At 63.1% G+C, this 16,224-nt stretch carries 10 protein-coding genes; 3 read left to right on the top strand and 7 right to left on the bottom strand.

All coding sequences use genetic code 11. The features are described from left to right. The first annotated feature begins 64 nt into the window (after positions 1–64). Positions 65–3,019, top strand: coding sequence for a bifunctional [glutamine synthetase] adenylyltransferase/[glutamine synthetase]-adenylyl-L-tyrosine phosphorylase (locus tag ACTJKE_RS02160; RefSeq protein WP_058325579.1), 2,955 nt, complete (start codon positions 65–67; stop codon positions 3,017–3,019). Positions 3,020–3,107: 88 nt separating this feature from the next. Here the strand turns inward: ACTJKE_RS02160 and ACTJKE_RS02165 are convergent, their stop codons facing one another. Together ACTJKE_RS02165 and pepN are read right to left on the bottom strand one after the other, a co-directional pair. After that, complete coding sequence (locus tag ACTJKE_RS02165) at positions 3,108–5,438, bottom strand: PAS domain-containing sensor histidine kinase (protein ID WP_057250371.1); 2,331 nt, start codon at positions 5,436–5,438, stop codon at positions 3,108–3,110. 269 nt (positions 5,439–5,707) lie between these two features. Next, entirely contained in the window at positions 5,708–8,356 is a 2,649-nt protein-coding gene (pepN, locus tag ACTJKE_RS02170; RefSeq protein WP_440691101.1) for an aminopeptidase N, read from the bottom strand. A 429-nt stretch (positions 8,357–8,785) separates the two neighbouring features. On the opposite strand from pepN, the gene ACTJKE_RS02175 reads away from it, so the two are divergent. Further along, positions 8,786–9,724, top strand: a complete 939-nt coding sequence (locus tag ACTJKE_RS02175; protein ID WP_440691103.1) for a DMT family transporter — start codon at positions 8,786–8,788, stop codon at positions 9,722–9,724. A gap of 34 nt (positions 9,725–9,758) precedes the next feature. Here ACTJKE_RS02175 and ACTJKE_RS02180 read toward each other — a convergent pair whose 3' ends face one another. The 5 genes from ACTJKE_RS02180 to ACTJKE_RS02200 all read right to left on the bottom strand — a co-directional run bounded on the left by ACTJKE_RS02180 (position 9,759) and on the right by ACTJKE_RS02200 (position 14,135). Then, positions 9,759–11,051: an MFS transporter gene (locus tag ACTJKE_RS02180; RefSeq protein ID WP_058320289.1), complete on the bottom strand. Its 1,293-nt coding sequence runs from the start codon at positions 11,049–11,051 to the stop codon at positions 9,759–9,761. A 198-nt stretch (positions 11,052–11,249) separates the two neighbouring features. After that, positions 11,250–11,405, bottom strand: a complete 156-nt coding sequence (locus ACTJKE_RS02185) for a hypothetical protein (RefSeq protein WP_093232127.1) — start codon at positions 11,403–11,405, stop codon at positions 11,250–11,252. Positions 11,406–11,484: 79 nt separating this feature from the next. After that, positions 11,485–11,661 (bottom strand): hypothetical protein, encoded by a 177-nt coding sequence (locus ACTJKE_RS02190; protein ID WP_089043882.1) that lies wholly within the window; start codon positions 11,659–11,661, stop codon positions 11,485–11,487. Positions 11,662–11,837: 176 nt separating this feature from the next. After that, complete coding sequence (locus ACTJKE_RS02195; protein WP_113132874.1) at positions 11,838–12,737, bottom strand: uracil-DNA glycosylase; 900 nt, start codon at positions 12,735–12,737, stop codon at positions 11,838–11,840. Between the two features lie 99 nt (positions 12,738–12,836). Then, positions 12,837–14,135 carry an Hsp70 family protein gene (locus ACTJKE_RS02200; RefSeq protein WP_057250363.1) on the bottom strand — a complete coding sequence of 433 codons (1,299 nt, stop codon included), beginning with the start codon at positions 14,133–14,135 and terminating at the stop codon, positions 12,837–12,839. Between the two features lie 461 nt (positions 14,136–14,596). On the opposite strand from ACTJKE_RS02200, the gene ACTJKE_RS02205 reads away from it, so the two are divergent. Continuing rightward, on the top strand, positions 14,597–16,224 hold a 1,628-nt coding region (locus ACTJKE_RS02205), incomplete at its 3' end, for an electron transfer flavoprotein-ubiquinone oxidoreductase (RefSeq protein ID WP_440691105.1).

Consider the following 16,224-nt stretch of genomic DNA (forward strand, 5'->3'; position numbering starts at 1 on the left):
AGGCGGTATGAGGAATGTGTGCGCGGTTGTTCCGCCACACCCGCTGCAGCGGAAGGGAGAGGGCATGCAGGAACAGGTGCAGCAGTGCTGGGAGATCGAGACGGCGCCGATCCGTCCTGCAACCCAGGCCGACGCCAAGGCGGCGCTCTCGGTGCTGAAGGACATGGCCAAGGGTCATGACCAGATCGCAAGCCTGCTCGCTTCGGAGAGCCCGTTCAAGACATTCGTCGTCTCGGCCTTTGCGCTGTCGCCCTTCCTGCGCGACACCGGTGCCAGCCGCCCGGCCATTCTCGAAGAACTTCTGTCCACTGATCTTACGACCTTCCTGACAGAACGGGTGCGGCGCGCCCGCGACGCCTGGAAGCCGAACGAGGGTGGCGCTGCTTTGCCCGACACGGAGATCATGGCGCGGCTGCGGAGAGCCAAGCGCGAGCTTGCCTTCGCCGTGGCGCTTGCTGACCTCTCCCGGCATTTCGACGGCCGCGAAACCACGCGCTGGCTCAGCGAATTTGCCGGTGCTGCCGTGTCGGCGACGATAGATCACCTGCTGCTGAGCGCGCACGAGAGCGGCAAGCTGATCGTCAAGGACGTCGCCTACCCGAGTGTCGGTTCCGGCGTCGTCGTGCTCGGCATGGGCAAGCTCGGCGCCTTCGAGCTCAACTACTCCTCCGACATCGACCTCGTCGTCTTCTACGATCCGCAATCCGGCATCATCGTCGATCGCGATGATGCCTCGGAAACCTTCGGCCGCCTGCTGCGCCGCCTGATCCGCATCCTGCAGGAGCGCAGCGGCGACGGCTATGTTTTCCGAACCGACCTGCGCCTGCGGCCGGACCCGGGCTCGACGCCGCTCGCGATCCCGGTCGAAGCGGCGATGCTCTATTACGAGAGCAGGGGGCAGAACTGGGAACGGGCCGCCTTCATCAAGGCGCGGCCGGTGGCCGGTGATATCGAGGGCGGCGAGCGCTTCCTGCGCGAGTTGGTCCCCTTCGTCTTCCGCAAGTATCTCGACTATGCGGCGATCGCCGACATTCATTCGATCAAGCGGCAGATCCATGCGCACAAGGGGCATGGCGAGATCGCGGTCAAGGGGCACAACATCAAGCTTGGCCGTGGCGGCATCCGCGAGATCGAGTTCTTCGTGCAGACGCAGCAGTTGATCGCCGGCGGCCGCATGCCGGAGCTGCGCCAGCGGGCGACCGAGCCGATGCTGCGGGTCCTCGTCAAGGCCGGCTGGATCGACGAGGAGACAGCCGACGAACTTGTCGAGGCCTATTGGTTCCTGCGTGATGTGGAGCACCGGATCCAGATGGTGCGCGACGAGCAGACCCATGTCCTGCCCGAGACCGAGGCAGAGCTGAAGCGTATCGCCTATATGCTCGGCTTCGAGGACACGGCCGCTTTCTCCAAGGCGCTGTCGCGCGTGCTGAAAACCGTCGAGCGCCGCTATGCCCAGCTTTTCGAGCAGGAGGCCAAGCTCTCGACCGAGACCGGCAACCTCGTCTTCACTGGCCAGCGCGACGACCCCGATACGCTGGAGACATTGCGAAAGCTCGGCTTCCAGCGGCCGTCGGACATCTCCCATACGATCCGCACCTGGCATTACGGCCGCTACCGTGCGACGCAATCGGTGGAAGCGCGCGAACGGCTGACCGAGCTGACGCCGGAGCTTCTGCGCGTCTTCGGCGAAAGCCGCCGGGCCGACGAAGCGTTGCTGCGGTTCGATAATTTCATTTCCGGCCTGCCGGCGGGCATCCAGCTCTTTTCGCTGCTCGGCAACAATCCGGGCCTACTGTCACTGATCGTCAACGTCATGTCGTCGGCGCCGCGGCTTGCCGAAATCATCGCCGCGCGTCCCCATGTTTTCGACGGCATGCTCGATCCGGGCCTGCTCGCCGAACTGCCGACCCGGGACTACCTCGCGCCGCGCATCGCCAATTTCGTCGGCGGCGCGCGGCACTATGAGGAGGTGCTCGACCGCCTGCGCATCATCGCTGCCGAGCAGCGCTTCCTGATCGGCATCCGGCTTTTGACCGGCGCCATATCGGGTGCCCAGGCGGGCCGCGCCTTTACCGATCTCGCCGACCTGATCATCGCCGCGGCGGTGAAGGCGGTGCAGGACGAAGTCCGCTCCGTGCACGGCGATTTCCCCGGCGGCCGCATCGCCGTTGTCGGTATGGGAAAGCTCGGCAGCCACGAGCTGACCGCGGGCTCGGACGTCGACCTGATCCTGCTCTATGACTACGATGAGGCGGCAACCGAGTCCGATGGCACCAAGCCGCTGGACCCGACGCGCTATTTCACGAGGGTGACGCAGCGCCTGATCGCGGCACTTTCCGCGCCGACCGCCGAAGGCATTCTTTACGAGGTCGACATGCGGCTTCGCCCTTCCGGCAACAAGGGGCCGGTCGCGACCAGGATCAACGCCTTTGCCAAATACCAGCGCGAAGAGGCCTGGACCTGGGAGCATCTGGCTCTGACCCGGGCGCGCTGCATCTGTGGCGACGACAAACTGATTGCTGAGGCCAATGCGATCTTCGCCGAAATCCTCGGCCGCAAGCGCGATGTTGCCAAGGTGAGTGCCGACGTGATCTCCATGCGCGAGATGATCGATAGTGAGAAGCCGCCGAGCGACATTTGGGATTTCAAGCTGATCCCGGGCGGTCTCGTCGATATCGAATTTATCAGCCAGTACCTGGCGCTCGTCGCGCCGGCGAATGGCGTTCAGCCGCTGACTGCCGGCACCAATACCGGCGATGCGCTGAAGCTGCTCGGCGACGCCTTGATGAACCCAAACGATCTCGATGTCGCCCTGGAGGCGCTGCATCTCTTTACCGAGTTGTCGCAGATCGTGCGGCTGTGCATTGAGGGAGAGTTCGAGCCGAAGGAGGCGCCGGCCGGGCTGATCGATCTCGTCTGCCGGGCAGGGGACTATCCGGACCTGAAAACCTTGGAGGCAGACATCCGCCGCCTGTCGAAGGCGGTGCGGCGCGTTTTCCAATCGGTGGTTTCAGGCTGAGCGTCGTTCACTGACGCGTTAAATCATCGCGATCAATATGCTGAGCGGGATGCGAGCGGAAACCGTTCGCACTTCTCCTGATCCCGCTTCAGGCGCGGTCGGGGATTCTAACCGAGATAATGGTGCCGACGTTTTCCGTCGAGTGTATTTTCATGCTGCCGCCGTGCAGGCGGGTGAGTGAGCGCGAGATCGCGAGCCCGAGGCCCGATCCGCCCTTGCTCTTGGCGTATTGGCTCTGCACCTGTTCGAAAGGCTGGCCGATCTTCTGAAGGGCGTCGCGCGGAATGCCGATGCCGGAATCGGCGATCGTCAGTGTCACGGCGCCGGTCACCTTGCGCGCTCGAAGCGAAATGCGCCCGCCATTGTTGGTGAACTTGACGGCGTTCGAAAGCAGGTTGAGCAGCACCTGCTTCATGGCGCGTCGATCGGCGACCATGGTGAGGCCCGACGAGATCTGTTGCACCACACGGATGTTCTTCTGCTCCGCCGGGATTGTCGTGAAGCGCAGCGTCTCTTCAATCAACGGCGCCAGATCGATCCTCTCGCGGCTGATGCGCATGTGCCCGGCCTCGATCTTCGACATGTCCAGGATGTCGTTGATGACGTTCAAGAGGTGCTTGCCGCTCTCGTGGATGTCACGCGAGTATTCGTTGTATTTCTCCGAGCCGAGCGGCCCGAACATCTGGTTCTGCAGGATCTCCGAGAAGCCGAGGATGGCGTTGAGCGGCGTGCGCAGTTCATGCGACATGTTCGCCAGGAATTCCGACTTGGCGCGGTTCGCCGCTTCGGCGCGTTCCTTTTCCGCCTGGTAATTGGAGTTGGCGACCGAAAGCTCGGTCTTCTGCCGCTCCAGCGTCATGCGTGACGCCGAAAGGTCGCCGATCGTCGCCATCAGACGCCGCTCGGATTCGCGCAGGCGCACCTGGTGGCGTTTCAGAAGCGTGATGTCGGTGCCGACGGAAACGAGGCCGCCGTCGCGCGTGCGCCGCTCGTTGATCTGCAGCCAGCGTTCGTCGGCAAGTTGAACCTCGCTCGTCTGCGACTGGTTGCTACGGTCAGGATCGGCGATGCGCCGTTCGACCACGGGGCGTGCTGCCGCGGTTTGCACGGCAATGCGTTCGGTGCCCGGAACAAGCACGTGATCCGGCAGCTTGTAGGCTTCCTGGAAGTGGGTGTTGCACATGACCAGGCGGTCATGCTTGTCCCAAAGGACGAAGGCCTCAGACGTACATTCGATCGCGTCGGCGAGCCTCTGGTCCGCTTCGGCATAGCGCTGGGCAAGCCGGTGCTGCTCGGTGACGTCCATGGCGATGCCGATCAGATGCGCCCGCCCGGAAACGGTACGGATGATTTCCGCGCGGGCGCGTAGCCACACATAGTGGCCATCCGCATGTCGCATGCGGAAAACCTGGTCGATCTGGCGCGCGTCGCCGCGCGCGATTGTGCGCGCAACGCCGTAGATGCCGCGATCATCGGGATGCATCAGCCGTGCGGCGTCGCCGAAGGAGAGCACGCTGCTCTCGCCGGGCATGCCAAGCATCTCGTACATCGACCGCGACCAGAACAGCCGACGGTTGGCGAGGTCGAAATCCCAGAGGCCGCAACGGCCGCGTGACAGCGCCGTCTCGACACGCAGGTTGGATTCGACAAAGACCGAATCCGCGTCGCGGGCCCGCTTGGCCTGAATGTAGTAGGCGTAAAGCACCATCAGCAGGATCGCCGAAATGCCCGCAAAGAGCGTAACGTTGAGTGACACCTCGTCGCGCCAGGTCGTTTCGAGCTGGGTGATCGGCGTTGCGGCCAGCACCACCCCGGCGGCATCGGGCAATTGCGCCAGTGCTACGATATGGTCGACACCGACGATCGGTGTCTTCATGACGCTGGAATGTTCGCCGAAATACTGCAACGTCGCGATATCCGGCGCGACCGCCGCCAGCGTCCGGCCGATGAGCGGCCCGCCTTCCTGGGTGCTGGCGAAGATCCGGCCATCCTTGCGGACCGCAAGGATGAACGTGCCGGGATCGAGCATGCCGGTTGGCAGATACTGGCTGAAACGTTGCTCCGCGTCCGCGCGGCGGCCCTCGTCAAAAAGGGCTGCACCGTCCGTCTGGAAGGCCGCAACCGCGATGGCGGCCGCAAGCCCGACCGTCTGGCGCGAACTCTCTTCCATGCGGGCGTGCTCGTCCATGATGCTGGACATGCGCGAGACCGCTACGATGATCAGGAATGCGATGATGAGGATCGGGATGGAACGTTTGAGAACGGGCTCCGCGCTCGCCAGACGCCGCGAGGTCGGTCCGGCAAAGATCTTCGCCTGCGAGATAAACTCCTGCTCCAGGCGGCCGGCAAGCCCCGGAAACTTGAGTCGCAACCGCCCGTCGGCTGCGCTCGCCTGTCGCGCGTCCGCCATCTTTCCCAATCTGAAAACCCTCTGATGATTCGGCGCGCCGCTCGCCCGAATCTGACTCAATGAATCACAGGGCGATTCGCCTTGTCCAGAGGCGTTGGTAAAGATTTGTTAACCATTTCTTATCGTTGGGAAATAGTAGGCCGGGTCGCGTGAGCGGCCCGGCCCTAAACAAAATCAATGAGTTCCAGAGCGCAGTGCGTTCAGATGAACGCACAAAGGACGCTCTAGCACTTTGATTCTAGAGCAGTGATTCCACTTGAAGCCGGATGCTCTAGGACTCAGGCCTTGAGCATCCGCTCGACGATGTCGCCGACGTCGGCCGAAAGTTTCGACGCTCCGGCAATCTCCTTCAAGGCCTTGCGGGCATGACCGGCGCGCTTGTCCTCCAGCGAGCGCCAGGAACGCATCGAGGTGAGGATACGGGCCGCAAGCTGCGGGTTGCGCGGGTCGATGTCGAGGATCTGGCGCGCGAGGAAGCGGTAGCCCTCACCATCGGCGCGATTGAAGCCGGTCGGGTTGGCGAAGGCATAGGTGCCCACCAGCGAGCGCACGCGGTTGGGATTGTTGCCATTGAACAGGGGCTCGGCCATCAGCGCCTTGACGCGATCGAGCGTTGCGGCGCCGGGGATGGTCGCCTGGACGGCGAACCACTTGTCGATGACGAGTGCGTTGTCGGCAAAACGCTTGCGGAACGTCGCAAGCGCTTCCGAGGTCTCGGCGGCATCCGGAAAGCGGTGCGCGAGCAGCGCCAGCGCATGGCTGAGATCGGTCATGTTGTTGGCGGCGGCAAAGGCCTTGGCGGCGCGCTCCGGCCCTTCATCGCCCTGGACGAGGTATGTGAGGGCGCTGTTGCGCAGCGCCCGCCGGCCTGCACTCGCAGCATCCGGGCTGAACGCGCCTGACGAAACGAGGTCTTCGGCCAACTTGAGGAAGGTGTTGCGTCCGGCAGCGGCAACGGCCACCAGGATCTGCTGACGTGCGGCGTGGATCGCGTCGGGATCGTTGTTCGTGCCGATCTCGCGGGCGATATCGGATTCGCTCGGCAGCGCCAGCGCCTGCGAGCGGAAGGCGGGCTCCAGCGTGTCATCCGCGGCGGCGCGGATCAGGCCGTCGATGAGCGCCTTGTCGCAAACGACCGGCTTTCCGGCGCGGACATTCGCCGTGGCCTCGACCAGGTTGCTGAGCGCAATGGCGTTGAGCGCCTGCCAGCGGGCGAAGAGGTCGCTTTCGTGATGCGCGATTAGTGCGAGGTCCTCGGCGCTCTGCTCGATATGCAGATTGATCGGCGCGGAGAAGCCGCGGTTGAACGACGGCACCGGGCGCGACGGGATGCCGGAGAAAACCACCGTCTGCTTGCGCTCCGTGAGGTGCAGGACGTCGCCGGTCAAGTCGGCGCCGGAGACCGAGGAGAGGTCGACTTCGCTGCCGCCTTCAAGCAGCAGACCCATGCGCAGCGGAATATGCATCGCCTCCTTGGCGCCCTGTCCGGGCGTCGCTGGCACGGTCTGCTCGAGCGACAAGGTGAAGGTCTGCTTGGCCGCGTCATAGGCGCCAGAAGCGGTGACCAGCGGCGTTCCGGCCTGGTGGTACCAGAGCGCGAATTGGCGGAGATCTCGGCCGCTTGCCTCTTCGAAGCAGGCGACGAAATCTTCGATCGTGACGGCCTGGCCGTCGTGCCGGTCGAAATAGAGGTCCATGCCCTTCTTGAACAGATCGCGGCCGAGGATCGTCGCGATCATGCGGGTGACTTCCGAGCCCTTTTCGTAGACGGTCGTCGTATAGAAGTTGTTGATTTCGCGATACTTCGTCGGCCGCACCGGATGGGCCAGCGGGCCGGCGTCCTCGGGAAACTGCTCCGACTTCAGGTGCCGCACCTCGGCAATGCGCTTGACCGCACGCGAGCGCATGTCGGCGGAAAATTCGTGGTCGCGGTAAACCGTCAGGCCTTCCTTGAGGCACAGCTGGAACCAGTCGCGGCAGGTGATGCGGTTGCCGGTCCAGTTGTGGAAGTATTCGTGCGCGATGATCGCCTCGATATTGGCGTAGTCCGCATCGGTCGCCGTTTCCGGATCGGCGAGCACGTATTTGTCGTTGAAGACGTTGAGACCCTTGTTCTCCATCGCCCCCATGTTGAAGTCGGAGACGGCGACGATCATGAAGATGTCGAGGTCGTATTCACGGCCGAAGGCATCTTCGTCCCACTTCATCGAGCGCTTGAGCGCGTCCATGGCGTAGGAGGCGCGTGGCTCCTTGCCGTGCTCGACATAGATCTTCAGCGCGACTTCGCGGCCGGACATCGTCGTGAACGTATCCTCGACGACGCCGAGATCGCCGGCGACGAGCGCGAAGAGGTAGCTCGGCTTCGGATGCGGGTCGAACCAGGCGGCGAAATGGCGGCCGTCGCCCATGTCGGCGCCGCCGAGATAGTTGCCGTTGGACAGCAGGAGGGGAGCGGACGCCTTGTCGGCGATGATGTTGACCGTGTAGACGGCAAGCACATCCGGACGATCGGGGAAATAGGTGATGCGGCGGAAGCCTTCGGCCTCGCACTGGGTGCTGTAGATGCCGTTGGTGCGGTAAAGCCCCATCAGTTGCGTGTTCGTATCAGGCGAAAGCAGCGTGGTGATGGTGATTTCGAAGGGTGCGGTTTCCGGTAGGCCGCGGATGGTCAGCGTATCGTCGGCAACGTCGTAGAGGGCGGTTGCGAGCTCTTCCTGGTCCAGCAGCAGGCCGGTCATCTTCAACTCGTCACCGTCGAGCAACAGAGGCGCCGATGCGTCGACGCCTTCGCGACGATGGAAGATCAATCGGGCTTCGACCTTGGTTTCCTTCGGGTCTAGCTCAAAGGTCAGATCCACTCTCTCCAGAACGAAGTTGGTCGGCCGATAGTCTTCCAGATGAATAATCTGGCCAGTATTTGTCCGCATGGTCAGTCCCGCTTGCGCCGTTCTACTGGAGAATTTGTAGTGGGCGCCTGTGATGGTGAAAAGGCCAAGGGGCGAAAAGTCGGATAATGCCACACGATTGTGATGCCGGCGACCGCACTTTCGACAGAAAAGGCATGTCTTCCCGAAGGTCTTCCCGCTCCCTTATCGGATTGACGTGTACCGAAGTGGGACTAACAAGACATGAATTGGAAAGGTTTTTTTCGCGGCAGCTAAAGAAAAGCTCGACGTCGTTTTGCCGAACGGCAATCGATCAAGAAAAAACGTCATTCATCACGAAGTTTGATCCGACTTTCTTGCCGAGCGTCGCTAAGGTGACGAAGTCCTGTGGCGGTTTCTCCGCCTAAAAATCTCCAAACCAGCCCTCGTGTCTGCTGATCGCCGGCGGAGGCTGTTCGAAAAGTGCCCTCAATGGATGCGGAAGTCGAAAGCCCGATGAAGGGGATCCTGCTCAAGGTCCTTTCCGTCGTCATTTTCGTTTGCATGTCGACGTTGATCAAGGCCGCCGGAAACGAGATGGCCACCGGCCAGATCACCTTCTACCGCTCGGCCTTCGCCATGGTGCCCATTCTCGGCTATCTCGCCTTCCGCGGACAGTTGCGCGATGCTTTCAAGACAGAGGATTTCACCGGCCATATCGCCCGCGGCTTCGTCGGCATTCTCGCAATGAGCTTCGGCTTCTACGGCCTCGTGCATCTGCCGCTGCCCGAAGCGATCGCCATCGGCTACGCCATGCCGCTGATCGCCGTCGCCTTCGCGGCACTTTTCCTTGGCGAGACGGTGCGGCTTTATCGCTGGTCGGCGGTGGTCATCGGGCTGGTCGGCGTGATGATCATCACGTGGCCGCGGCTGACCCTTTTCCGCGAAGGCGGCGTCGGTTCGCTGGAGGCGCTGGGCGCCGCAGCGGTGCTGGTTTCGGCGGCTCTCGGCGCGGTGGCAATGGTGCTGGTGCGAAAGCTCGTCAAGAACGAGCGGACCCATACGATCGTGCTCTACTTCTCGCTGTCGGCCTCGGTCTTCTCGCTGGCGACGCTGCCCTTCGGCTGGCCGTCGATCTCGCGCGAAGCCTTCCTGCTGCTTATGGTCGCCGGCTTCTGCGGCGGCGTCGCGCAGATCCTTTTGACTGAGAGCTATCGTCATGCCGACATGTCGACGATCGCGCCGTTCGAATACACGTCGATCGTGCTCGGCTTGATCATCGGTTATTTTCTGTTCGACGATGTTCCGACGGCCACCATGCTGATCGGCACCGCCATCGTCGTCGGGGCCGGCATCTTCATCATCTTCCGCGAACATCGGCTCGGGCTGGAGCGCAGGGGCGCCCGCAAGCACGTGACGCCGCAGGGCTGAGGACGAAGCGCGAGTTCGCTTCTGTCGGTGGCCTTTATGAGCGCGGCTTATCCCAGGCAGGAACCGTGTCGTCATCGATCAGCGGTTCCTGCGCCATCTGCTGGGCGATGGGGCTCGTCACGTCAGGTCCGGGTGTCGGCATCACGCTCGTTGCCTGGAAATCGGTCTTGGCGACCAGGCCCTTGTGCTGCTCGCGCTGCAGGATGCGCCAGGCGGCGTAGCCGCCATAGAGGGCGAAATAGACAGCGAGAACGAGGAACAGCGCCGCCGGGCCGAAGCGATCCATGACCGGCCCGACCATCAGAGGGCCGGAGATCGTGCCGAGCCCATAGGTGATCATCAGGCCGGACGATGTCTCGACATACTCGTTGGGTTTGGCGAGGTCGTTCGCATGCGCGACGTTGAGCGCATAGATCGGAAACAGTACCGAACCGACGAGGGCGGCGATGGCGTAGAGAACGGTCGGCGAACTGCCGATTGCGGCCGACATCACCAGGCAGGAGACGACGCCGACGACGCCGCAGCCGATCATGACGATGCGCCGGTCGATCTTGTCGGAGAGGCGGCCGATGGGGATCTGCGAGATCGCGCTGCCGGTCAAAAGCGAGGCGAGCAGGGTCGCACCTTCGGCGGTGGAAAGACCGATCTTCTGGGTGAAGACGCCGCCGAGATTGAGCCAGGCGCCGGAGAGCGCACCGGCGAGAAAGCCGCCGACGACGGCGACCGGCGAGCGGCGGAAGAGCGTCGGGATGTCGAACTTGGCCTGCGCGGGCGGTGCGGGCATCGGCGAGGAGGAGAGGGCCGTCGGCAGGAGGGCGAGCGAAAACAGCACGGCGCAGAGCATGAACAGGGATGTGTTCGTCGGGTCGCCGAGCGGCACCATATATTGTCCGCCGATCGTGCCGACCATCGTCGTGATCAGGTAGAGCGAAAACAGCAGGCCGCGGTTTTCGTTGGTGACGCGTTCGTTGAGCCAGCTTTCGATGACGAGGTAGCTTCCGGAAATCGCAAAGCCCGATATGGCGCGAAACGCGATCCAGGCGCGCCAGTCGACGATGAGGCCGCAAAGCAGGATTGCGATGGAAAGCAGCGTGATCAGCGCCGTGAAGACGCGCACATGGCCGACGCGCAACACGAATTTCGGCGTGACGATGCAGGATAGCGTGAAGCCGACCGTGTAGCCGGTGGCGATGATCGAAACCGTCAGCGTCGACCAGTTCTCTGCGACGGAGCGCACCGGGATGACATAGCTCTGAAGGCCGAAGGCGACCATCATGAGCAGGGTCGACACCATCAGGCTGAAGACGGAAGCGAGGTTGGCCAGCATCGGCGCTCCTGAAAACAAGGCGCCCCTCCATCGATGGCGACGGCAGGCAAGCGCAGGTGGAGCGAGGACGGTCTGACGGATACCGGATGAGCCCGACACTCCAAGGTCAAAGCGAGTGTGGCTCTATCCAGTTTTTCGGGCGCTGTCGATTGCGACAGGCGATGGCAAAAAGGCGGTAGGCCTCTTTGCCGGCAGCGATCAGTTCGGCAGCAGCGGGCTCACGGCCACGCGATGGGCGCGGCGTGCATCCTTCTTGGTGCTGAGAATGGTGTATTCGCGCGAGGCACGCACGGCAGTACCGATGTCGGAGATCGAATCGAACAGGACCTTGAGGCTAACGATGGGCTTGGTCATGGTTGCGTTCCTTTCTTCGTCGTCGGCCGATAATGGCGACTTGTGCACGCGATACGCGGTCAAGCGTATCGCGTGGGGATCAGCGCTGAATGAAATCGGCGAAAATCTGCGCCGGACGGGTGGTCCGGGCAAGGCCGATCGCGGTCATCTGCTCGTTGGCTGCCGTTCCGAAGCGGTTGAACGGCGTCCGGTAAGCAGCGCCGGTGTGGCGGAGCGTCTCAAAGCTGCTGTGGATCGGACGAAAGCGGGCAGTCATGGTTCAATTCCTTATTCCATTCCTCCCGTGCCAGTATATTGCGCTGCAACATCTCATTTTGCAATGCGTCATAATGCGCCGCTGATATGCGCAAACCGCATGGCTTTCTTCATTCTTTGTTCATAAAGCGGGCAGGCAGGTTGGCGCCGCATGGGCGCACCGTAATTCGGCGAGGGTCAGCCTTGGATCCGGGCCTTGAAGGCAAGCAGGTCCTGCCAGGCGAAGCGCTTGTTGACGGGCGCCGTCATCAGATCCTGCGGGTGCAACGTTGCGAGCGTCGGCACCGTGATGCCGCCGATCGAAAGCTCCCGCCATTCGCCGCGAAGCTGATGGATCGTGTCGTTGCCGCCGAAGAAGAAGCGGGCGGTGAAATTGCCGAGCAAAAGCAGATGTTTGGGCTCGGCAAGGGCGATTTGTCGTTCGATGAAGGGACGGCAGATGTCGGCTTCGCGCGCCGTTGGCACGCGGTTGCCCGGCGGGCGCCAGGGCACGACGTTGCTGAGCAGTACGCTTTCGCGCGCCAAGCCGATGCCGGCGAGCATGCGGGTCAGCATCTCGCCGAGCCGGCCTGCGAAGGGCTGGCCGTCGCGATCGCAGTCGGCATAGGGCATCGGGCCGACGATCATGATGCCGCTTGCCGGGTCGCCCTCGGCAAAGACGAGGTTGCGGGCGCTGTTCCTGAGATTGCAGCCGGCAAAACCCTCCATCGCAACCCTGAGCTCGGCGAGCGATCGGGCTGATTCGGCGGCAAAGCGCGCCTCTTCGATCGCCTGCGCATCGGGAATGGCGACGGCAGGGGCGCTCGCGGCCGGAGCGGGTGCGCGGCTTTCGCGGGATGGAGCGGAAGCGGGGGCAGCCGCTGCCGCTGTCTGGCGTGCAGCCGGTTGCGAAGCGGGTGTCTCCCCACGGTCGTTGGCCGCCGGCGCGCGCGCGTTGCCGCGCGCCGCCTTCATTGCCTCGAACTCGGCGAAGCGGTCGACCGGCTCCTCTTCCAGCAGCCATTCGACGCCCGCATCCGCATGGAAGGCGAGGAGGGCGGCAAGCTGCGCCGGAGAGAGATCGTGGGCGGAAATCATGGCCGCCAACCTAACCCATAAGCCGTCGGACCGGAACCGCTTTTCCGGCCCCCGGCATTCCTATCCAAGGTCATGCACATCAGGCGCGCAGGCCTCGGCTTACGCCGCATTGGCCGTCCAGTGGGCGATGTCCTCGTGCTCGCCGATCAGCGCCAGACCGTGAGCGATCGACAGCAGTTCGCCGCCGCTTTCGATGCGGTCGGCCTCGAAGCGCCGCTCGAAGATGCCGCGCACCGCCGGAACGAAAGACGTGCCGCCGGTCAAGAACACCTTGTCGATCGACCCGGGCGCCGTCGCGGTCGACTGCAGCACGTCGTCGAGTGCGCCCTCGATGCGGGCCAGCTCCGGCGCGATCCAGCCTTCGAAGTCGCTGCGGCGAACGGTGCGGCGCGACATTTCGCCGAGCGGGGCGAAATAGAATTCGGTCTCGTCTTCCTGCGACAGCCGCATCTTCGTCGCCGAAATCGCGTTGTAGAGCGGATAGCCCTCGTCATGTTCGATCAGGTCGACGAAGGCTTCGAGCTTTTCCGGCTCGAGGCTCTGGCGCACGAGCTTTTTCAGATCCGTGAAATCTTTCAACGTCTTGAAGATGGACAGCTGATTCCAGCGGCCGAAATTCGCATAGTAATTCGACGGCACTTCAAGCAGCTTGTCGAAGCTCTTGAAGAGACTCCCCTTTCCAATCAGCGGCGAGACGACGTTGTCGATGATGCGGAAGTCGAAATGGTCGCCGGCAATGCCCACACCCGAATGACCGATCGGGGTTGCGGTCAGCCGCCCTGCCTTGGTCTCGAAGCGGATCAGCGAATAGTCGGTGGTGCCGCCGCCGAAATCGGCGACCAGGACCGTTGCATCCTGCTTCAGGTTCTGCGCGAAGTAGAAGGCCGCCGCCACCGGCTCGTAGACGTAGTGCACCTCCGGGAAGCCGAATTCCGAGAGGGCTGCGCCATAGCGTTCAAGCGCGAGCGCCGGATCAGGGCTGGAGCCGGCGAAATGCACCGGTCGGCCGACGACGATGCGGCTATACTGATCCGTCCAGCTGTCGCCGGCATAGTCGCGCAGCTTGTTCAGGAACACCCGCATCAGATCCTCGAAGCTGTGGCGCTTGGCAAAGACCTGCGTGCCCTGGAAGAGGGGGCTTGCGGCAAAGGTTTTGATCGATTGCAGGAAACGACAGTCGCCCGGATTGTCGATGAAGGCGCGGATCGCCGCCTGGCCGGCTTCGACCTTCAGTGCCTGGGCGCCAAGGTTGGCGTCCTTCATGAAGGAAAGCGCGGTGCGCATGGCGTCGGTCGTGCCGGCGAGACTGTCGAACTGCATCGAGTGGGTGGTATCGCCGGCGGCAACGGCAAGCACGGAATTGGTGGTGCCGAAGTCGAAGCCCAGTGCCTTGGCCATATGGTGGTCTCCTTGCGTCTGGCGTCGCTCCGCCGCCCGGAGCAAGCCGGCGGCGCGCAACGCAACATGTAATTTTGTCGGGCCGTCTCCGCATGTTCAGGCGGCCGGCCCCGAAGTCGGCAAAAGACACGTCGTCCGGGCGCCAGAGGGGCGCCGAGTCGAGTGCCGTTTGCGAATGGGATATGCCGGCGCGGACCGCCGGAAGGGTGCGGCGGCCTCGTGGCATGGCTCTTCGGCAAAAGCAAGGCCGAATGGCTCATAGCGTCGGCACGCGACAAAATGATGTATTTACGTTTACGTACACGTCATATAAACATTTGCCCTAAACTCATGACCTCATGCGCAAAAGCGGGCATCGTCTGTCGCATCCCGGCTCGACAAGCCAAACTGCATTTGCCATGACGGAATGATATGTCCTGGGAACTGAACCGGCAGAAGACCGGTGAGACTGGAGAGACGGTATGACCGAGCAAGATCTGCCCGAACGCGAGAGCATGGAGTTCGACGTTGTCATCGTCGGGGCGGGGCCTGCCGGTCTTGCGGCGGCGATCCGGCTGAAGCAGGTCAATCCGGAGCTTTCGGTCGTCGTCTTGGAAAAGGGCGCCGAAGTCGGCGCGCATATCCTCTCGGGCGCCGTCGTCGATCCGATCGGCATCGACCGGCTGCTGCCGGGCTGGCGCGACGAGGCCGATCATCCGTTCAAGACCGAGGTCACGGACGACCACTTCCTGTTCTTGGGCCCGGCCGGCTCAATGCGCCTGCCGAACTTCCTGATGCCGCCGCTGATGAACAATCACGGCAACTACATCGTATCGCTCGGCAACGTCTGTCGCTGGCTGGCAAGCCATGCGGAAGCCCTCGGCGTCGAGATCTATCCGGGCTTTGCCGCAACCGAAGTGCTCTATAACGACAAGGGTGCGGTCATCGGCGTTGCCACCGGCGACATGGGCATCGAGCGCAATGGCGAACCGGGACCGAACTTCGCCCGCGGCATGGCGCTCTTGGGCAAATACACGCTGATCGGCGAGGGCGTGCGCGGTTCGCTCGCCAAGCAGCTGATTGCGGAATTCGATCTCTCCAGGGATCGCGACGTCCAGAAATTCGGCATCGGCCTGAAAGAGCTCTGGCAGGTCAAGCCCGAGAACCACCGGCCCGGGCTGGTGCAGCATTCCTTCGGTTGGCCGCTCGGCATGAAGACCGGCGGCGGTTCGTTCCTCTACCATCTCGAAGACAACCTGGTCGCCGTCGGCTTCGTCGTGCACCTCAATTACAAGAACCCCTATCTCTTCCCGTTCGAGGAATTCCAGCGCTTCAAGACCCATCCGGCGATCCGCGGCACCTTCGAGGGCGGCAAGCGGCTCTCCTACGGTGCCCGCGCGATCACCGAGGGTGGCTACCAGTCGGTGCCGAAGCTGTCGTTCCCCGGCGGTTCGCTGATCGGCTGTTCGGCCGGTCTCGTCAACGTGCCGCGCATCAAGGGCAGCCACAATGCGGTGCTGTCGGGCATTCTCGCGGCCGAGAAGCTGGCGGCGGCGATCGCGAGCGGCCGCGCCAATGACGAGCCGATCGAGATCGAGCGCGGCTGGCGCGACAGCGCCATCGGCCAGGACCTGAAGCGGGTCAGGAACGTCAAGCCGCTGTGGTCGAAGTTCGGCACGGCGATCGGCGTTGCGCTCGGCGGCTTGGACATGTGGACCAACCAGCTGTTCGGCTTCTCGTTCTTCGGCACGCTGAAGCACGGCAAGACTGACGCGCAGAGCCTTGAGCCGGCCGCGCAGCACCAGAAGATCGATTATCCGAAGCCGGATGGCGTGCTGACCTTCGACCGGCTGTCCTCGGTGTTCCTGTCGAACACCAACCACGAGGAAGACCAGCCGATCCACCTGCAGGTCAAGGATCCGGAGCTGCAGCGCACGTCGGAACTCGACGTCTTTGCCGGCCCGTCGACGCGCTACTGTCCGGCCGGGGTCTACGAATGGGTGGAGAAGGACGGCAAGCCTGTCTTCGTCATCAACGCGCAGAACTGCGTGCACTGCAAGACCTGCGACATCAAGGACCCGAACCAGAACATCAACTGGGTGCCGCCACA

This window comes from Ensifer sp. 22521 (assembly GCF_052044795.1).
Classification (GTDB): Bacteria; Pseudomonadota; Alphaproteobacteria; order Rhizobiales; family Rhizobiaceae; genus Ensifer.